Below are 22,800 nucleotides of genomic sequence, written 5' to 3' on the forward strand. Positions count from 1 at the left end.
CGCCGCGCCGAACTCGGCGAAGCGCTTTCAGCATAGTGATGTTGAAGTGCGAACCGGCGCTGTTCGGCCCTCAATTCGACGATCTGCGACCGGAATTGGAGAGCATTACGGATTCCGTGGTCCGCCGTTAATGCACCGGCAACTCGCCGTTACCCGGGCGGCCGAGCCATCGGCCGGCCGGGTGCGGTCAACACGACCTGCTGGTGGCTCCGTCCACGACGAATCCGACCCCGATGCCGAGCATCCAGGTGTCCTTCGCCAGGGCCGTGCCCTCCTGCGTCGGGCGCAGGCTGCCCTCCTCGCGCGTTCCCGGGGTGCGCAGATAAAGCCCTACCAGTCCGGCCGAGAACGCGGTCAGGCCGACGCCCGCCAGCGCCGTCGGTACGACCGGCAGGAGCAGCGCCGTGCCGAGCGCGATCTCCCCGGCGGAGAGCAGCCGGACGAACGTCTCGGGCCGCAGTTTGCCGAGGAACGGATAGGTGTTCTTCGCCATTCCGTGCATCATGGCGGCGGCCTGCTCGTCGGCACCGCGCTTGGCGAGGCCGGAGTTGAGAATGAAAGCCCCGGTGGCCAGTCGCGGGGCGACATGCCTGAGCTCGACGGGCAGACGCATGGGAACTCCTAGGGCGTTTCTCCGAGGACACGCTCAGGCTAGGGCGCGCCCGTACCCCTCGCAGCGCGGGCGTCGGCGAGTTGCTCCGATCGGGTCACGGCGACCCCCGGCGCGTACGCCCGGCTCAGTACGGGCGGTTACTCCCGCCGCGGGACGCCTCGGCGGCCGCCGACCGGCAGCGTGGGCGGGGTGAAACTCAGCCGCCCCGTACGCAGGGCCTCCCTCGTCGTCCACGTCGTCGCCTCCGCCGCCTGGCTCGGGCTCACCTCCGGGCTGCTGGCGCTCGGCGTCACCGCGGCCACCAGCGCCTCCCCGGCGGCGGTGGAGGCCGCCGTCCGCTGCATGAAGCTGTTCGCCGACTGGCTGCTGCTCCCCCTCGCCCTGCTCACCCTGGCGAGCGGTCTGGTGCTGGCCCTGGGCACCCCGTGGGGCCTGGCCCGGCACCGATGGGTGTACACGAAGTTCTGGCTGACCCTGGGCACCACCGTCGCCACGTTCTTCGCGCTGCGCCCCGGGGTGAACTCGGCGGTCGCCGCCGTGGCCGCCGGAGGGCCGCTGCCCGACGCCGGGGACGTGCTCTTCGGGCCGGTGGTCTCCCTGTCCGCCTACGTCTTCATGACCCTGCTCTCGGTCCTCAAGCCCTGGGGGCTCACCCGGCGCGGTCGCCGGCTGCGCGACCACCGGGCCGGTGAACGGCGGACGCGAACCGGCGAGCCGGCGGGGCGGCGGCCCTCCGCGGCGTCACCACCGGGCCGTTCGTAGCATGGGATCATGAACGGCTCAGTCCCCGACACGATGCGGGCGGCGTACATCGACGCCGTCGGACCGGTCGGCGCCATCCGCCATGGGGAGCTTCCCGTGCCGTCCGTGGGCCCCACGGACGTGCTCGTGCGGGTGACGGCCGTCGCCGCCGACCCCGTGGACACCTTCGTACGGTCCGGCGCGTACGCCACACCGCTGCCGCTGCCCTTCGTCGTCGGCCGCGACCTGGTGGGCGAGGTCGCCGTGGCCGGGCCCGGCGCAGCGGGCTTCACGGCCGGGCAGCGGGTGTGGTGCAACAGCCTGGGCCACGCGGGGCGGCAGGGTTCCTTCGCCCAGTACGCGACGGTCGCCGCCGAACGCCTCTACGCGGCGCCGCCCGGCATCGACGCGGAACACCTCGTGGCCGCCGCCCACCCGGCCGCCTCCGCCTGGCTCGCGCTGTTCCGGCACGGGCGGCTGCGGGCCGGGGAGTCCGTCTACGTCGGTGGCGGCGCCGGGAACGTGGGCGGCGCCGCCGTCGCCCTGGCCTCCCGGGCCGGGGCCCGGGTGATCGCCACGGCGCGTGCGGAGGACGCCGAGACGGTGCGGGGCCTGGGCGCCGCCGAGGTCCTCGACCATCGCGCCCCCGACCTCGGCGCGCGCGTGCGCCGGGCCGCCCCCGACGGCTACGACGTGCACCTGGACACCTCCGGCCACGGGGTGCTCGCCGACGCCGTGGAGTCGCTGGCCCGGGGCGGACGGCTGGTGGCGATGGTGGGCCTCGGCACCGGCCCCGCCGCACTGCCCGTGAGCCGGCTCTACACCAAGGACGCGAGCATCGTGGGCTTCGCCATCAGCAACGCCACGACCGCCGACCTCGCCGCGGCGGCCCGGGGCGTCGTGGACGTCCTCACGGACACCCCGTGGCGGCCGCGCGTCGCCGGCCGGCTGCCGCTGTCGATGACGGCTGAGGCCCACCGCAGACTGGAGGCCGGGGAAGTGCGGGGGCGGCTGGTCCTGATCCCCTCCTGATCCCCTCTTGATCGTCTTTCCGGTCCGGCGGGCCCGGTCCATGATGGACCCGAGGGGGAAGTCCGGAAGCCCGTCACAGGAACGTGGGGTCCAGGAATGCGCCGTGAAGACCTGCCGGCCCCGGAGACGGGGCTGCTGCTCACCCACTTCCTCACCGTGGCCGACGTGCCGCGCTCGCGTGCCTTCTACTCCGACGTGCTCGGCGGCGAGGTCGTGCTCGCCGAGAACCCGTGCATCGTCAAGCTCGCGAACAGCTGGATCATCATGAACCCGGGCGGGGGACCGACGCCGGACAAGCCCGACGTCACCCTGCGTCCGCCGGACGACCCCGGGACGGCGACGAGCTTCCTCAACATCCGGGTGGCCGACATCGAGCACTGCCACCGCGAGTGGACCGCGCTCGGCGCCGAGTTCCTCACCCCGCCGATCGACCGCAAGGCCGAGCTGCGGTGCTACCTGCGCGACCCCGACGGGTACCTGATCGAGGTCGGCCAGGCCACCGGACTGCTGGAGGGCATCCTCGCCGATCCGCCCGCGGGCCGGGGCTGACGCGCCCAGCGGGGTCCGGCCGGGCAGCTCAGGGCTGCGGACGGACGGTCAGCAACTGCTGGGCGTGGCCCACGGGGCCGTCCAGGTCGTGCAGCACGGTGCTGGTGATGCCCTGCCCGGTGGGCCCGAAGACGACGGTGGTGTCCAGGCCGGTCCAGCGGCCCCGCGGCGCGCGGTGCAGGTGCAGGGTCAGATCCACGTTCGGGAACATCCACTCCCGCGGCGACTGCCGCACCGCGATGCCGTTGGCCGTGTCGACCAGCGCGACGTAGGAGGCCAGCGGGCTCGCGCTCTCCCCGGCGACCAGGTCGAGGCCGGTGGAGACCCAGGCGGTGGTGCGACCCGGCCGGGGCGGGGCGAGCGGACGCACGTCCAGGGAGGCGATGTACCCGCCGGACCATTCGGCGTCCAGCGGCCAGCGGGTGAGCGTGTCCGGCCCGGTGAGCCGCTCGGCGCCGCCGCCGGCGACGGCGCTGGTGTCCCCGTCCGCCAGCAGCCACGCCCTGGCCCGCGCCACCGACCGGTCCGCTATCAGCACGGTCGCTTCGACCAGCTCGATGGTGCGTCCCGGCCGGACGGTCTCCACCCGTATTTCGCACTCGTCCAGCGCCGGGCGGCCCAGGATGTCGAAACTGATCCGGCTCAGCGACATGCGCACACCGGCACGGCCCGCCAGATGCCGGTCGACGGCGTGCACGATCAGACCCCCGAGCGGACTGAAGTGCTGTTCGTCCGGGCTCCACGCACCGCCCGCGTGCGGGGTCGGCTTGTAGCGGTGCTCGTCGACGCGCTCGTAGTAGCTGTCCGGGGACGTGGTGCTGGGGTTCAACGGGCTGCTCCTGGAACGACGGCGGTGACGAGGACGACGGCGGGCCCGGACGGCGCCGCCGGGGCCGCGACCAGGATAGTTCGGCGGCGGATCACCACTCCGCCCGCGTGGGGAGCCCCCGGCTGGGAACCCCGACCGTCCAGGGGGCGGCGCACACGCCGCCCGCGCCGGAGAAGAAGAGAAGCGAGGAAGTGAGGGGTCATGGACGGCGACGAGCAGGACGCGACCCGGGACGCCTTCCACGAACTGGTGAACATGACACCGGCCGAACTGGACCGGTGGCTCGACACCGACACGTCGCGGGACGCCGGACACCATCAGGACGGGGGCGAGTCCGTCGGGCACGCGTCCGGCCGCCGGATCGTCGAGATCCTGCACAAGAACCAGGGCGACCTCTCGGACGACGACTACGAGCACATGCGCAAGGTCGTCGGCTACGTCCGTCGGCACCTGGCCCAGCGCCCGTCCGGCGACGTCGAGGACACCCGGTGGCGGCACTCGCTCATGAACTGGGGGCACGACCCCCTGGCACACCATGGATGACGACGACCCGCACCGGCGCCCCGACGGTGTCAGCGACGAGACGGTCGAGGCCCTCGGGTCCCTGTCCAAGGCGCTGGAGACCACCGAGTGCGCCCGCGGCCACCTGTTCGCCTTCCACCAGCACACCGGTGCGGCCGACTTCGAACTCGACCGCGCGGTCCAGCTGCTGCGCGCCGCGGGCCACCCGGAGCTGGCGGAGCGCGTGCGCACCGAGATCCTGGGCCGCAACGTCATCCCCGGCCACTGGACGTTCCAGATCGTCGACGCCTACGACCGGACGTACTACCAGCCGTTCCGGGACCTGGAGCGGGAGGCGGTGGCGCGCCTCGCCGAGGGGCGCCGCCATCTGTACGAGGCGGAGCTGAAGGAGGCCCGCCGGACCCGGAACCACCCGGACCACACCTCCCGCCCGGACGGCCCCCGCACCTGACGGCCGGCCCGCCTCGGGCCCGTTGCGCCGGGCTCAGGAGTCCGAGCCGTCGCGCCCCTGGCCGGAGGGCCGGGGAGCGCGGGCGGCGGCACGGGCGATGTTGCGGGCCATGCCGCCGAAGACCACGGCGTGGAAGGGCCACACGCTCCACCAGTACGCCTGGCCCGCCAGCCCGTGCGGATGGAACAGCGCCCGCTGCCGGTACCGGGTCCGCCCGGCGTCGTCGGTCTCGGCGTACATCTCCAGCCAGGCGAGCCCCGGCAGCCGCATCTCGGCGCGCAGCCGCAGCAGCCGCCCGGGGACGATCTCCTCCACCCGCCAGAAGTCCAGCGAGTCCCCGACCCGCAGCCGCTCGGCGTCCCGCCGCCCCCGGCGCAACCCCACCCCGCCGGCCAGCCGGTCGAGCCGGCCCCGTACCGCCCAGGCCAGGGGGAAGGAGTACCAGCCGTTGTCGCCGCCGATGCCCTCGATCACCCGCCACAGCGCCTCGGGCGGCGCGTCGACGGTCAGCGCGCGGTGGTCGGTGTAGAGGCTGCCGCCGGCCCAGTCCGGGTCGGTGGGCAGCGGGTCGCTGGGCGCGCCCGGCACGGACGCGGACGACCAGCGGGTGGTGACCCGGGCCTCGCGCACCCGTTGCAGGGCCAGCCGCAGTGCCTCGTCGAAGCCCAGCGGGCAGCCCGGCGGCGGTGGGACGTACCGGACGATGTCGTTCTCGCCGCACACAACCTCGTGCCGCAGCGACTCGGTGAGCGGGCGCGCGATGGCCGCCGGGACCGGCGTGACCAGCCCGACCCAGTGGCTGGACAGTCCGGGGGTCAGCATCGGCACCGGCAGGATCAGCCGCCTGGGCAGCCCGGCGACCTCGGCGTAGCGCACCATCATGTCCCGGTAGGTGAGGATGTCGGGACCGCCGATGTCGAACGTCCGGGAGACCTCCCGCGGCATGGTCGCGCTGCCCACCAGGGCGCGCAGCACGTCCCGTACGGCGACCGGCTGGATGCGGGTGCGGACCCAGCTCGGCGTGACCATCACCGGCAGCCGCTCGGTGAGGTAGCGCAGCATCTCGAAGGAGGCCGACCCGGAGCCGATGACGACCGCCGCGCGCAGCACGGTGGTGGGCACGCCGGAGGCCAGCAGGATGCGGCCGACCTCGGCGCGGGAGCGCAGGTGCGGCGACAGGTCCCGCTCCGGCACCCCGGCCGGGGTCAGGCCGCCCAGGTAGACGATGCGCCGCACACCGGCCGCCGCGGCGCGTTCGGCGAAGACGCGGGCCGCCCGCCGGTCGGTCGCCTCGAAGTCGTCGCCGGTACCCAGCGCGTGCACCAGGTAGTAGGCGACGTCGACGCCCTCCATCGCCCGCGCCACCGAGTCGGCGTCGGTCACGTCCCCGCGCACCACCTCGGCCCTTCCCGCCCACGGATGGTCGCGCAGCTTGTGCGGGGAGCGGGCCAGGCACCGCACCCGGTGTCCGGCGTCGAGCAGTTCGGGCACCAGACGGCCCCCGACGTATCCCGTCGCACCGGTGACCAGGCAGCGCGGGCCCGCACCGCCGCCCCCATCGCTCGTCCGGCCGGGTCCTTCGTCTGCCTGGCTCATGTGGCTCCGTCGCTCGCGGGACAGTCGTCACCGTGACCCCTTCCCCCGCACGCGCCGCGACGGACGCGTCCCGGCCCAGGTCGACCCTTCTATACGCTGATCGCGTGGCGACAGCGAACCAGCGCGGACAGCACGCGCACGAGCGGGGGACCGGCCCCGGCCCCGAGGCGGGCGACCTGCACGTCCTGGCGGCACAACTGCGGCGGATGAACGGCGAGATCAACCGCCTCGTGCACGGTTTCGCCGGCGGTCACGGACTGCACGCCACCGACGTCCAGGCGCTCGCCGCGATCCTGGACGCACCCGAGCCCATGACGCCGGGGCGGCTGCGCGAGCATCTGGGGCTGACCTCGGGCGCGGTGACGGCCTGCGTGGACCGGCTGGAGCGGGCGGGGCACGTGCGCCGGGTCCGGGAGAGCGCCGACCGCCGGGTCGTGCACCTGCGCTACGTGCCCGAGGCCCGGGAAGCGGCCCGGACGTACTTCCGCCCGCTGGCCGAGGCCGCCGCCGCCGCCCGCTCCCGCTTCGACGACGACGAACTGGCGGTCGTCGTGCGCTTCCTGACGGCGATGAACGCCGAGCTGGGCCTGGTGCGGTCGGACGAGCGCTGAGCCTCCCGGCGGTCCCGCATACGGAGGAGTGACCTGGGGCACACGCGGTGTGTCATGGCGGCCCGAAGTAACTCGATCATTGAGATTGTTTATGATCGAGTCACTTTCCCGCCCGCCCCGCAGACCTGGAGACCCGACACCGATGTCCACCCCCTCCCGGCGGGCCCGCCGGCTCGTCCCCGTCGTCCTGCTCCTGGTCTGGCTCGCCATCGGCGGAGCGCTCGGGCCGTACGCCGGAAAACTCGGTGAGGTCGCGACCAACGACCGGGCCGCCTTCCTGCCCCGCAGCGCGGAGTCCACCCGGGTCATCGACGCACAGAAAGCCTTCCAGCAGGACGAGACCCTTCCGGTGATCGTCGTGTGGACCGCCGACGGCGGCGGCCCCGTCACCGGCCGCCGGGCCGAGGCCACCCGCTCCGTCGCCTCCCTGGCGGGCGAGCCCGGCGTCGTCGGGCGGGCGTCGCCCGCGCTGCCCTCCGACGACGGCGAGGCCCTCCAGGCCGTCGTCCAGGTCGAGCCCGACCTCGGCGACGCGCTGCCCGACGTCCTGGCCCGGATCGGCGACGCGGCCGGGCGGGTGCCGGGCACCCAGGCCCAGCTGGCCGGTCCCGCGGCCTCCCAGGCCGACCTCTCCGACGCCTTCTCGGGCATCGACGGACTGCTCCTCGGGGTCGCGCTGATCACCGTCCTGGTGATCCTGCTGCTGGTCTACCGCAGCGTCCTGCTGCCCCTGGTGATCATCCTGGGCGCGGTCTTCGCCCTGGGCCTGGCCTGCGCGGTCGTCTACGCGCTCGCCGAACGGGACGTCGTCCGCGTGGACGGGCAGGTCCAGGGGATCCTCTCCATCCTGGTCATCGGCGCCGCCACCGACTACGCCCTGCTGCTCACCGCCCGCTTCCGCGAGGAACTCGCCCGGCACCCGGACCGCTTCGCCGCGGTGCGCGCCGCCCTGCGGGCCTCCTGGGGGGCGGTGGTGGCCAGCGCGGCGACCGTGGCCCTCGCGCTGCTGGCCCTGCTGCTCAGCGACCTGACCAACAACCGCGCACTCGGGCCCGTCGGCGCCATCGGCATCGTCTGCGCCGTCCTGAGCACGCTCACCTTCCTGCCGGCCGTCCTGGTGCTCCTCGGCCGGGCCGCCTACTGGCCGGCCAGGCCCGTACGGACCGGCGACCCGGAGGCCGGGCACCGGCTGTGGCACCGGGTCGCGGAACGGGTCGACCGGGCCCCGCGCCGCATCTGGGCGATCTCCCTGGCCGCACTGCTCGCCTGCGCCGCCTTCGCGCCGACCCTGACCTCCAGGGGAGTGCCGCTGGACGAGATCTTCGTGAACGACACCCCGTCGGTCGCCGCCCAGCAGACGCTGGCACGGCACTTCCCCGGCGGTTCCGGCAACCCCGCCGTGATCATCGCCGAGGCCGACCGGCTCGACCCGGTCCTCGCGGCCGCCCGCGACACCCCGGGCGTCGCCTCCGCGGCCCCGGTCGCCGCGTCAGGCCGCCCCGGCGGCGGCGCACCCAAGGTGGTCGACGGGCGGGTGCGCGTCGACGCGACGCTCCGGGCACCGGCCGACAGCGACGCCGCCAAGGACGCGGTGGCCCGGCTCAGGACGGCCGTCCACGACGTCCCCGGCGCGGACGCCCTAGTCGGCGGCTACACCGCCCAGCAGTACGACACCCAGCGCACCGCCGAGCACGACCGGACGCTCATCGTGCCCGTGGTGCTCGCCATCATCCTGGTCATCCTGATCGCCCTGCTGCGCTCCCTGCTGATGCCGGTGCTGCTGGTGGCGACGGTGGCACTGAACTTCGTGGCCACCCTGGGCGTCTCCGCGCTGGTCTTCACCCACGTGTTCGGTTTCAGCGGCACGGACGCCTCCGTCCCGCTGTACGGCTTCGTCTTCCTGGTCGCCCTCGGCGTGGACTACAACATCTTCCTCATGTCCCGGGTCCGGCAGGAGGCGCTGCGCCACGGAGTGCGGGAGGGCATCCTGCGCGGGCTGACCGCCACCGGCGGCGTGATCACCTCGGCCGGGGTCGTCCTCGCGGCCACCTTCGCCGCGCTCGGGGTGATCCCGCTCGCCTTCCTGGTGCAGATCGCCTTCATCGTGGCCTTCGGCGTCCTGCTGGACACGCTGGTGGTGCGCTCGCTGCTGGTCCCGGCGCTCGCCCGCGACCTCGGCGCCGTCGCCTGGTGGCCCGGCCGGCCGGGCCACCGGGACCGGGCGGGGCAGCGGGACCGGGCGGGGCAGGGGTGATCCGCCCGGCCCGGGCCGGTGTCACGCCTCGGCACGCCGAGCGAGCGGGCGCACCGTGCCGAGGAAGCGCCGTACGTCGATCTCGATGACGACCCGCTCCGGGTTCGCCCGGGGCTGCCGGTAGCGGGCGGCGTAGCGGGTCTCCGCGTCGCGGACGGCCCCGGCGTCGTCCCGTACGGTCGCGACGCCCTCCAGCGTGGACCAGCGCCTGCCGTCGACCTGGCCCACGGCGACGACCGCTCCGGCGGCCCGCCGTACGTTGCGCGCCTTCGTGGTGTCCCGGCTCGTGATGACCCGCGCCGTGCGGGTGGCGTGGTCGTACGTCACCCCGACCGGGACCAGATGGGGCGTCCCGTCGGCCCGCGGCGTCGCCAGGAAGCACACCCGGCGCTCCTGCCAGAACCGGACGAACTCGTCGTCCGCGTCGTGCCGTTCCCCGGCGTCCATCCGCTCTCCTCGCCCGCGCCGCGTGTGTCCCGTCCCGGACAGCATCGCCCGGCGGGGCGGGCGCCCGCACGGCGGGGTCCGCGTACGCGCGGGCCGGCGCGACGGGGAACGGCCTCAGGCGGCGTCCCGCCGGGCGCCGTGGCCGACGCCGTGCCCGCCGCCCGGCAGGAGGCGCAGGTGCCGGCGCCGGGCGTGCCGGGGCGGCGCCGGATCTCGGAACAGCCGGTCCTCCAGACACGTCATGGCGAACAACAGCAGCCCCAGACCGGGCAGTAGCAGGACGGCAACGGTAACCACGCCGCGGGCCCCTTCCGCTGTGGGACGACTCCCGGCGGGTGCCCAGGCGGGCGCCGGTGAAAGCCGTCATGTTCGACCGGTGCGCGGGTAGGCGGCCCCGACGGCAGACAAGTCGTCCCCGAGGAACGGAGCAGCCGAGCCGATGTCGCACCTCTCCCCGCCCATCGGAACGGCCACGAACCCGCAGTTGGCGGCCTCGTGGTCGGACTGGGTCGGCGACCACACCACGGCACTGATCGGGATTCCGCTGCGCATCGCGCTCATCGTCGTGATCCTGCTGGTGCTGCGCGCGGTGGCCAAGCGGGCCATCACCCGGGTCGTCCAACGGGTCCTGGAACCGTCGGCGGCCGAGACCGAGCGCACTCGCCCCCGCAGGACGGCCCGCGGTGCCGCCGTCCTGCACCGCGACCGGTCCCGGGCGCGGCAGCGCCGCGAACAGCGGGCCCGCACCATCGGCTCGGTGCTCAGCAGCGCCGTGACCATCGTGCTGTTCATGGTCGGCGTGGCCATGGTCCTCGACCAGGTCGGCATCGCCCTCGGCCCGCTGCTGGCCAGCGCCGGAGTGGTCGGCCTGGCCATCGGGTTCGGCGCCCAGAGCCTGGTCGCGGACTACCTGTCCGGGCTGCTCATCATGGTCGAGGACCAGTACGGCGTCGGCGACTCGGTCGACCTCGGCGAGGCCGTCGGCGAGGTGGAGCACGTCGGCCTGCGCCTGACCCATGTGCGCGACCTCAACGGCGGCCTGTGGCACATCCGCAACGGCGAGATCCTGCGGGTCCGCAACGACAGCCAGGAATGGGCCCGCGCCGTCCTGGACGTCGCCGTGGCCCACGACGCGAACCTCGACACCGTCTACCGCGTGCTGGAGGACACCGGCCGCGCGCTGCGCGAGGAGCCGGACTTCGCGGACGTCCTGCTCGAGGACCCCGCGGTGTGGGGCGTGCAGTCCCTGGACGCCGACGGGATGCTGGTGCGCCTCGCCGTCAGGACCGCGCCGCTCCAGCAGTGGGGCGTCACCCGCGAGCTGCGCCGCCGGGTCAAGGAGGCGCTGGACGACGCGGGCGTCGAGATCCCCTTCGCGCGCAGGACGGTGTGGGTGCGCGCCGACAGCGCCGACGGCGCCGACGGCGCCGACGGCGGGGCGGAGGCGCTCACGCGCTGACGGGCACGCCCGCCGACGCCGGATTTGCCGTTCCGGCAAACATTTTTGGCGCCTCCCGACCGGCCGGGGCAGCCTGCACACGGGGCGCGCGGTTCTCGCGCGCCCCGCCGAGCAGACGACCGCGCCGCCCCAGGAGGCACCATGACCGACATCCCCGCGCCGGCTCCCGCCGCGGAGTTCTGGGAAGCCCGCTACCGCGACACCGGCCGGGTGTGGAGCGGCCGCCCCAACGAGCTGCTGGTCCAGGAGGCGGGTGACCTCGCGCCCGGCACCGCGCTCGACCTCGGCTGCGGCGAAGGCGCGGACGCCGTGTGGCTGGCCTCGCGCGGCTGGCGGGTCACCGGCGTCGACATCTCCGCCACCGCCCTCGAACGCGCCGCCGGGCACGCCGCCGAGGCCGGGGTGGGCGACCGCGTCGCCTGGGAACGCCACGAGCTGGGCCCCTCGTTCCCCGAGGGCTCCTTCGACCTGGTGAGCGCCCACTACCTGCAATCCCCGGTCGCGCTCGACCAGCAGGCGGTACTGCGGGCCGCCGCGCGGGCCGTGGCGCCGGGCGGCACCCTGCTGGTCGTCCTGCACGCCGGCTGGCCCTCCTGGCAGACCGAACCTCCGTTCGACGCCGTCTTCCCCACCCTGGACGGCGTCCTCGCCGAACTCGCCCTGCCCGAGGAGGAGTGGAGCGTCGAGACCCGCCGGACCGCTCGCCGGCCGAGCGTCTCGCCCGACGGCGTCGAGGGTTTCCGCGAGGACCACGTGTGGCGCCTGCGGCGGGCCGGAGGTTGTTGAACGAGTTACCTTCTGGGAATTTTGTGAAGAAAGGCATGTTCTGGGACTTACCGGACACCCTTGGATGTGAAGGCCATTTGGCTACCAGAGGGAGATGGTGAAATGCCTTCCAAGGACAAGGTGCTCAAGGAAGTCACCCGCACCGAGAACATCGACATCGACGCGGTACTCGACCCCGCCGAGCCCGACGGAGTCTTCCGCGACAGCCGCGAGTGCGCCGCGCTCGCCCTCCAGTCCGGAGGTACCAACCTGCTGCTCTCGCCGCCGACCCCGCGCCCGAAGAAGGGTTGACGGACCGACGGGAGCCGTGAAATGGAGCAGTCGAGCACATCGGCCCTCCTGCAGGGAACGGTGCTGGACCTCGCTTCCGACGTGGTCTCCGCTCTTCGGAGCGGAGACCACGTGCGAGCGGGGAGCACCCTGACGGGAGGCGGCGCCGGTGAGGGCGTCACCCGTGCGGCGGTACGTGTCCTGGGCGCCGACACCCTGTTGCCCAGCGTCCTGCTGCGCGTCCCGCCCGACCCCGCACAACTGGTGGTGTTCAAGGACGCCGTGGCGGCCCATCCGCCGCGCGGCGACGCGGCACCGACCGTCGTGTGGAGCCACTGGGCCATGACCCGCGCCCTGCGCCGGACCGAACAACCCCTGACCGCGCCGTCCGTCGACCGGCCGGACGCCGAACCCGACGCCCGCTGGCTCGACGACGCCGGCTGGCAGTTCCTGACCCACCAGCTCGCCGTCCTCGCCCCGCTCGCGCTGCCCGGCGAGGAGTGCGCCGTGACCCGCGTGGCGCGCAGCCGTCCGGTGGACGTCGCCCGTGGATTCGTACGGGCGGTGCGCCGCCGCGACTGGCAGCAGGCGGCCGGAGCCGGGCGCTGGCTCACCCTCCTGGACGGGGTGCCGGACACCCTCGGCCTGGAGGCCGGACTGGACTTCGTACGCCTCATGGGCGGCTCCGACCCCCGGGTGGCGCTGCAACTGGAGGCGGCGCGGCTGATGCCGGCCGGAGTCCCGCTGTGAGCGTCCGTGACGTCGAGGCGGCCGCACTGGACTGGGTGTGGACCCACCGCGACCGCTTCGCGCTCGGCGACGACGCGCTGGCCGCCGAGGGCCAGGTCAACCGGACCTGGAAACCCCTGGGCGAGCTCACCCAGGTCTGCGCCTCCGTCTCCCGGTGCACCCAGCCCGGGGACCCGCTGCACACCCGCGTGTCCGAACTGCTGGACTTCGCCTGGCAGCAGACCCACCGGGGCGAACTCTTCCCGCTCATGCAGTCGCTGGAACCCTTCGCCACCTACCCGCTGGAGGTCTACGCGGCCTTCGCCTCGGCCGGACTCCGGCACCCCGGCTACGAGACGTCCGCCGCCGTGCTGACCCGCACCCGTGGCTGGCGGCTCACCGAGCAGTACCCCACCCGCCGCCTCGGCGTGCTGGAGGCCGAGCGGCGCAGCGGCATCGCCCCGCACGGGGACGTGCCGCAGGCACTGGGCCGCACCTGGCTGGGCGGCCTGCCGGAACCGTGGACCTTCGAACGCGCGGCCGGTTACGCGCTCACCCACGTCGTCTTCCACCTCACCGACTGGGGGCGAACGCCCCGGGGAGTGCCGGCGGACCTGGCGGACTACCTCCTGCACTGGCTGCCGCCCTGGCTCGACACCTGCCTGGACGCCCGGATGTGGGACCTGAGCTGCGAGTTGCTCGCCGTAGCGGCGAGCCTGCCGCGCCCGCCGGAACCGACCGTCCTGGAGGACGCCTGGCAGCGGGTCGCCGCCGCCCAGGCCGCGTCCGGCGCGATCCCCGAGGAGGGCGCCGCCCAGGACGCTGCCGGACCGGACCCGGGGCCGGACCCGTACGACTTCACCGACTGTTACCACTCCACCCTGATGGCCGCGTTCGCGGCGGCACTCGCCGCGGCTGCCACCGCACGCCCGCCGGCCCTGCGGCACGCGGCGCGACACGCCGGACAAGGAGCGCCGGGATGACGGACACCCGCCTGATCCACCGCGTCGGAGCCGGTGCCCTGGAGTGGCTGTGGGCCCACCGGGACGGTTTCCGCCTCGAACCGGATGTGGACCCCGAAATCGGCTTCCTGGAACGCTTCAAGCCGATCGGCGAACTCGCCCTCATCTGCAAGGTGCTCTTCCGCGAGGGCGTCGCGGGTTCCCGCCAGGCCCAGCTCGCGCGCCAACTGCTCGACCACACCTGGCGCGAGACCCTGGACGGCGGCCGCATGCTGGTGCGCGGCCAGCGCGTCGAACCCTTCTCGCCCGCCCCCTTCGAGGTCTACCTGCCGTTCAAGGAGCTGGGCTACAGCCAGCCCGAGGTGGAACGCGCCACGGTCCTCAACCACCGGCTGGACAGCTGGGCGCGCCTCCCGGTGACGCCGACCCGGCGCCTGGGCCTGTCCGCCTTCCAGCGTCGCTTCGGCCTGACCGCCCGACCGCCCGAGGCCGACCTGATTCCCACCACCTGGCTGGCCGGCACCCCCGAGCCGTGGACGGTCGAGGGCCACACCGCCTACGACATCACGCACACCGTCTTCCACCTCACCGACTGGGGCGAGAACCCCGGCGGCCTGCCGCCCGACGTCGCCGACTACCTCGGCACCTGGCTCCCGGTGTGGATCGACGACTGGCTGGACCTCCAGCGCTGGGACCTGCTCGGCGAACTCCTCGTCGTGGACGCCTGCCTGCCCCGGCCCACCCTCGACGAAGCCGCCTGGCAGGGCTTCGCCGCCGCGCAGCAGCCCGACGGCGCCATGCCCGCCGTACGCACGATGCCCGAGGGCGACCCCGACACGGTGTTCGACATGGTCTACCACCCGACGCTGGTCGCCGCCTTCGCCTCCCTGCTGGCCACCTCGCGCGCCCTCACCGAGCTGGCGCACTCCGCGTCGTGACGGGCCGCCGCACGCCCTGGCCGGGCGAACCCGCCACCGAGGAGGACGCGGAGCACTCCCCGCCGGAGCCCGGACCGGCCGACGGGGCGGCCCTGCGGGAGCGGCTGGCCGAGGCCGTGGACACCTCCGACGCACCCGACGTCGTCTTCGCCGTCTCCCGGCGCGGGCGGCGCACCCTGTACGCCGGCGGCACCGCCCCGCCGCCCGGCGTCCCCCGCGAGGACCTGCGCTACGAGATCGGGTCGGCGTCCAAGACGTTCACCGCGTTGCTGCTGATGCGCCTGATCCGGCGCGGCGTGCTCACCGGCGGCGAGGCGGCCGCGTCCTGCCTGGACCCCGGCAGGACGGTGGGCCCGCACCCCGTGACGCTCGCCCACCTGATCACCCACACCTCGGGACTGCCCGCCCTGCCGGCCGACTTCGTGCGCCGGGGCCTGCCCGCCTGGCGCACCAACCCCTACGCCCGCTACCCGGCCGAGCGGCTGACCGACACCTTCCTGCGCCACGAGCCGAAGCACCGTCCCGGAACCCGCTGGCACTACTCCAACTACGGCGTCTCCGTCCTCGGCCACGCCGTCGCCGCGACCACCGGCACCCCCTGGGAGGACCTGATCACCGGGCAGGTGCTGCGCGCCCTCGGCCTCAGCGGAACGGCCCTGCGGGCGGAGGGGCCCGAGACCGACGCCGTGGGACACCGCAAGGACGGCCGCACCCCCGTCCCGCCCTTCGACGCGGGTGGCTTCCAGGCGGCCGGAGCCGTCCGGTCCACCCCGGGCGACCTGCTCACCTTCCTCGAGGCCCACCTCGACCCGGCCCGCTCACCGGCCGCCGGCGCGCTGCGGGCGGTGCGGGTGCCGGTGCTGCGGCGCGGACTGAGGCACCGGCACGTGCACACGGTGGGGTGGTTCCGGCACCCCACGGACGGCGGGCCCATGTACTTCCACAGCGGCGCCACCCTGGGGCAGCAGGCGTTCCTGGGCTTCCGGCCCGACACCGACACCGCCCTGGCCGCCGTGTGTACCCGGCGGTTCCGCGCCCGGGACCCGTTCATCGCCACCGCCTACGCGCTCCTCGCTGAGGGATAGCGCGGGCACGGACCGGCGCGGGGGCGCTTCGAGCGGCCCCGCGCCGGACGGCGGTCCGTCAGACCCGCTGCCACAGGGCCGGCGTGCTCGCCGGTGCGCCGGCGCCCTGCGCCTGGTGGCTCTGGAGGCACCGGTACCGCGCACCGTCGAAGGACACGGTGGTGCCGACCTCGTAGACCCGGCCCGCGGCCCAGGCGTCCGCCGCCGCGTTGTCCTGCGGCGCGGGTGTCTGGGTTGCGGCGGAGGTGGTCTTCAGGGTGAGGCCGAAGTCGCTGAGCAGCGGATTGACCGGCTGGTAGAAGGTGGTCCCGCCGTTGGTGCAGTCGCCGGAGCCGCCGGACGTGGTGCCCTGCGCCTGGGTGCCCGACACGAAGGGGCCGCCGGAGTCGCCGGGTTCGGCGCACACCGTCGTCTCGGTCAGCCCGTCGACGGTGCCCTCCGGGTAGGTGACACTCGTGTCGTGCTGCTGGATCGTGCCGCAGTGCCACCCCGTGGTCGAGCCGGAACGGCACACCGACGCCCCCACGAGCGCCTCCACCGACCCGGCGAGCTGGATCTTCTCGCCGTCCTGCGCCTTGACGTCCGGCGTGGCGGTCCAGTCGGAGTTGACACCCACCCAGGCCATGTCCTTGCCCGGGAACGTGGAGGCCTGGAAGGTGCCCTGCGCGGCCTCGTTGGACCCGGTGGTGGTGGCGCCCGGCTGGCCGCAGTGCCCGGCCGTGGCGAAGCCCTGCTGGTCGTCCTTGGTGACGGAGAAGCCGATGGAGCAGCGGGCCTGGTCGTTGATGTAGTAGGCGTCGCCGCCCACGAGGTCCGCCAGCACCCGCGGCTGGTCCGGCGAGACCCGGACGCCCACGTCCTCGGCCGGCACACCGGCGGCCTCGACGAAGGCGGCCGCGGCCGGCTCGCCGGTGGCCTGGACGGTGACCCGGTTGGTCTTCACGTCGACGTACCAGACCGGCGTCTGCCGGGTCCCGGTACGGACGGCGGCGGCGTCCAGCTTCTCCTTGACCGCGCGCAGCTCGGCGAGGTTCCTGCCGACGACGGCCGCCTTGGCGCCCTGCGCCTCGATGGCCGCGGTGTCCGCGGCGTCGGTGGTGGCCACGGTCAGCTCGGCGGAGGTCGCGCCGCTCACCCAGGCCCCGGCGAAGCGGTCGCCCAGAGTGTTGCGCAGCATGCCCGCGCGGGTGCCCGCCTCCGCCTCGTTGACCAGCCGGGCCGCCGCCTGGCCGGGCGCCAGCTTCAGGTCGCGCTCCATCGCGCTCAGCATGCGCGCCGGAGCGGTGGCGGCTCCGGGCGCCTGGGCCACGGCGGGCCGCGGTCCGGGAACGGGCGGCGGTGCGGCCGACGCGGCCGAGGGGAGTGCGGTCAGGACCAGGGCGCCGAGCGCGGTGAGGGCTGCGCGGCGGCTGCGCGCGGCATGTCTGCCGACCATGCGATGTGCCTCCTTCGGACGCTGTGCGAGACAGCGGTGTTCGGTGGGCGACCGCGGGTCACGGTCGCCTGCGGCGAAGTCACAGGCCTTGCCGCAAAGGTCCGCGGCGATGCCGGGCCCCGGTCTGTTTCGCGCTATGGGGGACGCCGTGGGTGCCATGTGCAGTACGCGGACGCCCTTGCGCCCGGCGGGCCCGGATCAGGCGGGCTTCAGCCCCGGTTCGCCCACCTCGGTGACGAAGGACGCGGCCGTGGTCACGGCGGCGCCGGGCGTGCTGATGGCGGACACCGTCTTGAAGTCGAGGTGGGTGGCCTGACGGCCGAGTTCGGCCCGGACGTAGCCGCGCTTGCCGTTGTAGAACTTCATGTGCGGGTTGGCCTGCATGTACAGGTCCCAGTTGGCGGGCTTCTCCACGCCGTCCCGGCCGCTGGCCACCGAGGTGCAGGTGACTTCGGTGCCGACGGTGGCGGACGCCGGGTCGTCGAAGTCCTCCTTGACGTCCAGGGCGTAGCCCACGTGCACGTCGCCGGTGAGGATCAGCCAGTTGTCGACCCCGGCGGCCTTGGCCCCGGCGACCACCCGGTCGCGCGAGGCGCGGTAGCCGTCCCAGGCGTCCATGGAGAGGGGGGCGTCGGCGGTCACGTCGAACTTGCGCTGGGAGAAGCACACCTGCTGGGGCATCACGTTCCACAGCGCGCTCGAGCCCTTCCAGCCGTCGAGCAGCCACTGCTCCTGCTCGGCGCCGGTGATGGTGCGCGCCGGATCGTCCGACTCGGCCCCGGGGGCGTGCGGCCGGTCGTCGTAGGCCTGGTCGGAGCGGTACTGGCGGGTGTCCAGGATGTCGAACTGGGCGAGCGTGCCCCAGTGCAGCCGGCGGTACAGCCGGGCGTCCGGACCCTGCGGCAGCTGGGCGGCGCGCAGCGGCTGGTTCTCCCAGTACGCGCGGTAGGCGGCGGCGCGGCGCAGCAGGAACTCCGACGGCGGGATGTCGTTCTCGGGGATGCCGCCCGCGTAGTTGTTCTCGGTCTCGTGGTCGTCCCAGGCGACGACGAACGGGTGCGCGGCGTGCGCGGCCCGCAGATCCTCGTCGCGCTTGTAGAGCGAGTAGCGCAGCCGGTAGTCCGCGAGGGTCATCGTCTCGCGGTTGAACACGTCGGGCAGGGTGACGTCGGTGTAGCGGCGCTCACCGCCCTCGGAGTTCACCGCGTACTCGTACAGGTAGTCGCCGAGGTGGAACACCACGTCCACGTCGTCCTGGGAGACATGGCGGAGCACGGTGTAGTAGCCGTCCATGTACGCCTGGCAGGCGACCGCCGCCAGCTTCAGCGAGGAGGTGGCACTGCCCGCCGCGGGCGCGGTGCGGGTGCGGCCCGCCGGGCTGAGCCAGGCGCCGGCGCGGAACCGGTAGTAGTAGACCGTCCCGGGCGTCAGGCCCTTCACATCCACGTGGACGCTGTGGTTGTACTCGGCGTGGGCGTCGGCGGTGCCCCGGAACAGGACACCCGCGAAGTACTCGTCCAGGGCCACCTCCCACTCGACCGTGACCCGTTCCGTGCCCATCCCGCCGTCCTCCAGGAACGGTTCGGGCGCCAGCCTGGTCCACAGCAGTACCGAGTCCGGCAGCGGGTCGCCGGAGGCGACGCCGAGGGTGAAGGGGTCCTTGCTGATCCGGGCGGCGCGTTCGGGGGCGGCGACCGCGCCGCGGGCCGGCAGGTTGGTGGAGAAGGCGAGCGCGGCGGCGGCCGCGGTGACGGTGAGGAAGCGCCGACGGCCCAGGTGCCGGGCGGCGGCGCCCATCACGGCGTCGTGCGGGGAGAAGGCGTGCTCGGCCAGTGCGCTGGGACGGCCCGTGGGCGCCATCTGGGGTCCTCTCGTACAACGGGGCGATGCGCGGACCCCGCATGCTAAGCAGACAAAACCTCCCAAACGGGCAGGGCTTGCGGAGTGATCACACAGGAGGAGGTACGCGCGTGTGCGCACGGCCCCTCCGGGCACCCGGAAGCCATGGCCAGGACACGGCGCTACGACGTGGCGGCCTCCGGCCGCTGGTGGGACGAGGACGACCATCGCTGGCTGCCGGCCGGTGAGGTGCACGCGTGGGAGCAGGGCAGGAACGAGACCGTGTGCGGGCTGTCGGTCCACCGCTCGCGGCTCTCCCGGTTCCCGGCGGTGGGCTGGACCGACGTGCTGCCCGAGTCCGGCGGCGCCGCCGACGCCGTGCGCCGGGTCTGCCCCCGCTGCGCCGCCGCGGCCGGCCGCCGGGGTGCGGACGCCCGGCCCGCCTGGCGGCGCGTCAACCCGCGCCCGTAGGGGCCGGACGAACGGTCCGCCCCCCCCCCCCCCCCGCGGAGAGGCGCGACCGGTGCCTTACAGGGGCAGGGGTGAGCGGCTCACCCGGATCTTGGACTGGCCGTGCGGCCGCTTCTCCCAGTCCTCCATGAACCGCGCGTGCAGGCGGTGCTGGGCGGCCAGTGTGAGCAGCGTGTCCGTGCGGTAGTAGAAGTCCTCCCGGAGCACCTGGTGCTCGGTGCCCTCCGTCCGGTCGAAGGTGAAGTCGAAGAACCCGGTCTCCGTCAGGACGCGGCCGACGTGCGCGAGGCACTCGTCGACGACGCTCAGCGGTGAGTGCGAGAAGACGCTGTGCGCGTGGACGACGTCGAAGTGGGCGTCGGGCAGGAAGTCCAGCCGCAGGTCCCCGGTGAGGGTCAGATGGGGCAGCTTGGCCTGGAGTCCGCGCTCGGTCAGGGTCTCGTTGGCGGCGATCAGGATGTCCGGGGAGATGTCGACGCCGTAGTAGTGGCCGGGGTCGAGGTGGTCGATGAAGCGCCAGCCGCCGCGCAGGTTGCCGCAGCCGATGTCGAGCATGCGGTGCCCGGGGCGCAGACCGTGCTCGATCAGGTAGTCGAACTGCATCCGCCCGAGCGCCAGCCAGCGGTCGTGGGTCCGGCTGCCGACCGCGGCCTCCGGGTCGCGCCGGGCGTCGGAGGCCATCACCGCCCGGTAGTAGCCGACGTGGTCGGGGTGCCTGAGCCGCAGCCACGCGTCCCGGCCGGCCCGGCGGAGGTAGGGGCCGACGCGCTCGGGGTGGCGCAGCGCGTACCCGGCCTTGTGCGTGAGCGCGGCACGGTTGCCGCGCAGCTTCTTCGGGGACCTGGCGTCCTTGGGCATGGGGGGAGCGACCTCCGTACGAGGGACTCGGGCGGTGAGCGGTGCCGGGCGGGGGTGCCGGGCCCGGTGGTCTCGTGGCAGCGGGAGACATACCCGTTCCTGGCAGAGAAGTGACGTGGACTCCCTGTCCAGGGGCTGGACGTGTAGTCTGGAATCCGTCGAAGTCCCCGACTGGAGATCCGGATGAGTGAACCCGCGCTGGACGCCGAACGCGACGCCGTGCTCGCCGCGCTGCGCCCCGTCGTCGACGGGATCGCCGCCACCTTCGGACCGGTCTGCGAGGCGGTGCTGCACGACTACCGGCGCCCCGAGCGGTCGGTCGTCGCCGTCGCGGGGTCGGTGACCGGGCGGACGGTGGGCGGGGCGATGAGCGAGATCGGCATGCGCGTGCTGGCCCGCGGCGACGAGGCGCGCGACGAGCTGAACTACGTCACCCGCACGGCCGACGGCACGCTGCTCAAGTCCTCCACCATGGTGCTGCGCGACTCCACCGGCGCCGTGTTCGGCGCCCTGTGCGTCAATCTGGACGTCACCGCCGTCGACCGGGCCCACGCCCTCCTCGGCGCCCTCGCCGGGACCGCCCGCACCCCCGCCGACGTACCGGCGACCACCTTCGGCGACGACATCGACGCCGTGGTCGACGCCATCGTGGACGCCCACCCGCTGCGCCGGGACACCAGCTGGGCCGCGCTGGACCGGGAGCGGCGGCTCGAACTGTTCCGCGACCTCGACGGGCGCGGTGTCTTCGCCGTCCGCCGCTCGGTCGAGCACGTCGCCGCCCGGCTCGGCATCTCCCGCGCCTCCGCCTACCACTACCTCTCCCAGGCCCGCGCCGTGACCGGCCCGGCCGCCGACACCCCCTGAGGACACTCGTGACGACCACCACCCCGCCGGTCACCCTCGACGACGTCCGCTCCGCCGCCGCCCGCATCGAGGGCGTCGCGCACCGCACCCCCGTGCTGCGCTCGCGCACCCTGGACGCCCTGGTCGGCGCCGAGGTCTTCCTCAAGTGCGAGAACCACCAGCGGGTCGGCGCCTTCAAGTTCCGCGGCGCCTACAACGCGGCCTCCCGCCTCACGCCGGAGCAGCTCGCCCGGGGCATCGCCGCGTACTCCTCGGGCAACCACGCCCAGGCGGTCGCCCTGGCCGCCCGCGAGCTGGGCACCACCGCGGTGATCGTCATGCCCGAGGACGCACCGCCCTCCAAACGGGACGCCACCGCGGCCTACGGCGCCGAGATCGTCACCTACGACCGCTACACCGGCGACCGGGTGGCCCTCGCCGAGGCTCTGGCCGCCGAGCGGGGACTGACCCTGATCCCGCCCTACGAACACCCGCACGTCATCGCGGGCCAGGGCACCGCCGCCCTCGAACTGGTCCAGGAGACCGGAGACCTGGACGCCCTGGTCGCACCGGTCGGCGGCGGCGGACTGATCGCCGGGAGCGCCACCGCGGTCAAGGGCCTGCACCCCGGCACCCGGGTGATCGGCGTCGAGCCGGAGGCCGGTGACGACACCCGGCGCTCCCTGGCCGCGGGCCGGCGGGTCACGGTGCCGGTCCCGCGCACCATCGCCGACGGCCAGGCGCTCCCCACCCCGGGCGAGCTGACGTTCTCCGTCAACCGGCGGCTCCTGGACGGGATCGTGGTGGTGTCCGACGACGAGATCCGGGGCGCCATGCGGTTCGCCTTCGAACGGCTGAAGACCGTCCTCGAACCCAGCGGCGCCACCCCGCTGGCCGCACTCCTGAACGGCCGGATCGACGCCCTGCCCCGACGCGTCGGCGTGATCCTCTCCGGGGGCAACGTGGACGCCGCCCGCTTCGCCGACCTCTGCGGCCCGCCCCGCTGACGGCGCGCCTCCCCCGGATGGCGGCGCCGAGTTGACAGGCGGACGATGGAGTGGTGGGGCCAGGAAAGGAGGAGCGTCATGCTGGAGGCAAAGACGCTCGACAAGCCGGACGAGCGGCGCGATTTCCCCCGCGGGCACATCGAGGCCGTGCACCTGGAAGGACTCGACTTCGCCGTCGCCACCTTCGAACCGGGCTGGCGCTGGTCGGAGTCCGTGGCACCGATCGCCGGCACCGACAGCTGCATGATCCACCACAACTGCTACGTGGCCGAGGGACGCATGCACGTCCGCATGGACGACGGCACCGAGAGCGAGGTGGGCCCGGGCGACGTCTTCGTCTGCTCGCCCGGCCACGACGCCTGGGTCGTCGGCGACGGACAGTGCGTCGTGTACGACTTCGCGGGCAGCATGGCGAAGGAGTACGCCAAGGCCGACTAGCCGGACGTCCGGCAGACAGCAGGAAAAAGGGGGTG

26 protein-coding genes are annotated in these 22,800 nt (G+C 74.1%); 18 read left to right on the forward strand and 8 right to left on the reverse strand.

Going from position 1 to position 22,800, the window contains the following annotated elements; genetic code table 11:
* Positions 1–187: 187 nt before the first annotated feature.
* Complete coding sequence (locus tag ACIRGB_RS13885; protein ID WP_403863178.1) at positions 188–613, reverse strand: hypothetical protein; 426 nt, start codon at positions 611–613, stop codon at positions 188–190.
* Between the two features lie 189 nt (positions 614–802).
* Between ACIRGB_RS13885 and ACIRGB_RS13890 the strand changes: the two genes are divergently transcribed.
* From ACIRGB_RS13890 to ACIRGB_RS13900, 3 genes are all read left to right on the forward strand, one after another.
* Complete coding sequence (locus ACIRGB_RS13890; protein WP_403863181.1) at positions 803–1,375, forward strand: DUF2269 domain-containing protein; 573 nt, start codon at positions 803–805, stop codon at positions 1,373–1,375.
* Positions 1,376–1,384: 9 nt separating this feature from the next.
* Positions 1,385–2,386, forward strand: a complete 1,002-nt coding sequence (locus ACIRGB_RS13895) for an NADPH:quinone reductase (protein WP_403863184.1) — start codon at positions 1,385–1,387, stop codon at positions 2,384–2,386.
* 96 nt (positions 2,387–2,482) lie between these two features.
* Positions 2,483–2,935: a VOC family protein gene (locus ACIRGB_RS13900; protein WP_403863187.1), complete on the forward strand. Its 453-nt coding sequence runs from the start codon at positions 2,483–2,485 to the stop codon at positions 2,933–2,935.
* Positions 2,936–2,963: 28 nt separating this feature from the next.
* On the opposite strand, the gene ACIRGB_RS13905 is transcribed toward ACIRGB_RS13900, so the two are convergent.
* The gene (locus tag ACIRGB_RS13905) at positions 2,964–3,764 is read right to left on the reverse strand and encodes a thioesterase family protein (RefSeq protein WP_403863190.1); all 801 of its coding nucleotides are present in this window, start codon (positions 3,762–3,764) and stop codon (positions 2,964–2,966) included.
* 201 nt (positions 3,765–3,965) lie between these two features.
* Here ACIRGB_RS13905 and ACIRGB_RS13910 point away from each other — a divergent pair, with 201 nt between their 5' ends.
* The gene (locus tag ACIRGB_RS13910; protein ID WP_403863193.1) at positions 3,966–4,307 is read left to right on the forward strand and encodes a DUF3140 domain-containing protein; all 342 of its coding nucleotides are present in this window, start codon (positions 3,966–3,968) and stop codon (positions 4,305–4,307) included.
* On the forward strand, positions 4,300–4,737 hold the full coding sequence (locus tag ACIRGB_RS13915; RefSeq protein ID WP_403863196.1) for a hypothetical protein: 438 nt from the start codon (positions 4,300–4,302) through the stop codon (positions 4,735–4,737). Before ACIRGB_RS13910 ends, ACIRGB_RS13915 begins: the two co-directional genes overlap by 8 nt.
* Positions 4,738–4,770: 33 nt before the next feature.
* Here ACIRGB_RS13915 and ACIRGB_RS13920 read toward each other — a convergent pair whose 3' ends face one another.
* The gene (locus tag ACIRGB_RS13920; protein WP_403863199.1) at positions 4,771–6,333 is read right to left on the reverse strand and encodes an SDR family oxidoreductase; all 1,563 of its coding nucleotides are present in this window, start codon (positions 6,331–6,333) and stop codon (positions 4,771–4,773) included.
* 104 nt (positions 6,334–6,437) lie between these two features.
* Here ACIRGB_RS13920 and ACIRGB_RS13925 point away from each other — a divergent pair, with 104 nt between their 5' ends.
* Entirely contained in the window at positions 6,438–6,944 is a 507-nt protein-coding gene (locus ACIRGB_RS13925; RefSeq protein ID WP_403863202.1) for a MarR family winged helix-turn-helix transcriptional regulator, read from the forward strand.
* Positions 6,945–7,086: 142 nt separating this feature from the next.
* A complete protein-coding gene (locus ACIRGB_RS13930; RefSeq protein WP_403863204.1) occupies positions 7,087–9,198 on the forward strand; it encodes an MMPL family transporter in 2,112 nt (703 codons plus the stop codon).
* A gap of 21 nt (positions 9,199–9,219) precedes the next feature.
* Here ACIRGB_RS13930 and ACIRGB_RS13935 read toward each other — a convergent pair whose 3' ends face one another.
* Positions 9,220–9,645 carry a TIGR03618 family F420-dependent PPOX class oxidoreductase gene (locus ACIRGB_RS13935; protein ID WP_403863207.1) on the reverse strand — a complete coding sequence of 142 codons (426 nt, stop codon included), beginning with the start codon at positions 9,643–9,645 and terminating at the stop codon, positions 9,220–9,222.
* 114 nt (positions 9,646–9,759) lie between these two features.
* A complete protein-coding gene (locus ACIRGB_RS13940) occupies positions 9,760–9,942 on the reverse strand; it encodes a hypothetical protein (RefSeq protein ID WP_403863209.1) in 183 nt (60 codons plus the stop codon).
* Positions 9,943–10,084: 142 nt separating this feature from the next.
* Here ACIRGB_RS13940 and ACIRGB_RS13945 point away from each other — a divergent pair, with 142 nt between their 5' ends.
* The 7 genes from ACIRGB_RS13945 (at position 10,085) to ACIRGB_RS13975 (ending at position 15,874) form a co-directional block, all read left to right on the forward strand.
* Positions 10,085–11,104 (forward strand): mechanosensitive ion channel family protein, encoded by a 1,020-nt coding sequence (locus tag ACIRGB_RS13945; protein WP_403863212.1) that lies wholly within the window; start codon positions 10,085–10,087, stop codon positions 11,102–11,104.
* Between the two features lie 141 nt (positions 11,105–11,245).
* Positions 11,246–11,890 (forward strand): class I SAM-dependent methyltransferase, encoded by a 645-nt coding sequence (locus tag ACIRGB_RS13950; protein WP_403863214.1) that lies wholly within the window; start codon positions 11,246–11,248, stop codon positions 11,888–11,890.
* 102 nt (positions 11,891–11,992) lie between these two features.
* Positions 11,993–12,181: a hypothetical protein gene (locus tag ACIRGB_RS13955; RefSeq protein WP_104633466.1), complete on the forward strand. Its 189-nt coding sequence runs from the start codon at positions 11,993–11,995 to the stop codon at positions 12,179–12,181.
* A 21-nt stretch (positions 12,182–12,202) separates the two neighbouring features.
* Positions 12,203–12,910 (forward strand): hypothetical protein, encoded by a 708-nt coding sequence (locus ACIRGB_RS13960; protein WP_403863217.1) that lies wholly within the window; start codon positions 12,203–12,205, stop codon positions 12,908–12,910.
* Entirely contained in the window at positions 12,907–13,872 is a 966-nt protein-coding gene (locus ACIRGB_RS13965; RefSeq protein WP_403863220.1) for a DUF6895 family protein, read from the forward strand. The genes ACIRGB_RS13960 and ACIRGB_RS13965 overlap by 4 nt, the downstream gene beginning before the upstream one ends.
* Entirely contained in the window at positions 13,869–14,789 is a 921-nt protein-coding gene (locus ACIRGB_RS13970) for a DUF6895 family protein (protein WP_403863223.1), read from the forward strand. The genes ACIRGB_RS13965 and ACIRGB_RS13970 overlap by 4 nt, the downstream gene beginning before the upstream one ends.
* A complete protein-coding gene (locus ACIRGB_RS13975; protein ID WP_403863226.1) occupies positions 14,786–15,874 on the forward strand; it encodes a serine hydrolase domain-containing protein in 1,089 nt (362 codons plus the stop codon). The genes ACIRGB_RS13970 and ACIRGB_RS13975 overlap by 4 nt, the downstream gene beginning before the upstream one ends.
* Before the next feature lie 58 nt (positions 15,875–15,932).
* Here ACIRGB_RS13975 and ACIRGB_RS13980 read toward each other — a convergent pair whose 3' ends face one another.
* Both ACIRGB_RS13980 and ACIRGB_RS13985 read right to left on the reverse strand, forming a co-directional pair.
* On the reverse strand, positions 15,933–17,309 hold the full coding sequence (locus ACIRGB_RS13980) for a trypsin-like serine protease (protein WP_403863229.1): 1,377 nt from the start codon (positions 17,307–17,309) through the stop codon (positions 15,933–15,935).
* Between the two features lie 198 nt (positions 17,310–17,507).
* Positions 17,508–19,169: an alkaline phosphatase D family protein gene (locus ACIRGB_RS13985; RefSeq protein ID WP_403863232.1), complete on the reverse strand. Its 1,662-nt coding sequence runs from the start codon at positions 19,167–19,169 to the stop codon at positions 17,508–17,510.
* Positions 19,170–19,313: 144 nt separating this feature from the next.
* Here ACIRGB_RS13985 and ACIRGB_RS13990 point away from each other — a divergent pair, with 144 nt between their 5' ends.
* Complete coding sequence (locus ACIRGB_RS13990) at positions 19,314–19,619, forward strand: hypothetical protein (RefSeq protein WP_403863235.1); 306 nt, start codon at positions 19,314–19,316, stop codon at positions 19,617–19,619.
* A 57-nt stretch (positions 19,620–19,676) separates the two neighbouring features.
* Here ACIRGB_RS13990 and ACIRGB_RS13995 read toward each other — a convergent pair whose 3' ends face one another.
* Positions 19,677–20,477: a class I SAM-dependent methyltransferase gene (locus tag ACIRGB_RS13995; protein ID WP_403863238.1), complete on the reverse strand. Its 801-nt coding sequence runs from the start codon at positions 20,475–20,477 to the stop codon at positions 19,677–19,679.
* Between the two features lie 183 nt (positions 20,478–20,660).
* Here ACIRGB_RS13995 and ACIRGB_RS14000 point away from each other — a divergent pair, with 183 nt between their 5' ends.
* From ACIRGB_RS14000 to ACIRGB_RS14010, 3 genes are all read left to right on the forward strand, one after another.
* On the forward strand, positions 20,661–21,341 hold the full coding sequence (locus ACIRGB_RS14000; protein WP_403863241.1) for a transcriptional regulator: 681 nt from the start codon (positions 20,661–20,663) through the stop codon (positions 21,339–21,341).
* An 8-nt stretch (positions 21,342–21,349) separates the two neighbouring features.
* Entirely contained in the window at positions 21,350–22,327 is a 978-nt protein-coding gene (locus tag ACIRGB_RS14005) for a pyridoxal-phosphate dependent enzyme (protein ID WP_403863244.1), read from the forward strand.
* Positions 22,328–22,405: 78 nt separating this feature from the next.
* A complete protein-coding gene (locus ACIRGB_RS14010) occupies positions 22,406–22,765 on the forward strand; it encodes a cupin domain-containing protein (RefSeq protein ID WP_403863246.1) in 360 nt (119 codons plus the stop codon).
* The last annotated feature ends 35 nt before the right edge of the window (positions 22,766–22,800 follow it).

Source organism: Streptomyces sp. NPDC102490 (assembly GCF_044765285.1).
Classification (GTDB): domain Bacteria; phylum Actinomycetota; class Actinomycetes; order Streptomycetales; family Streptomycetaceae; genus Streptomyces.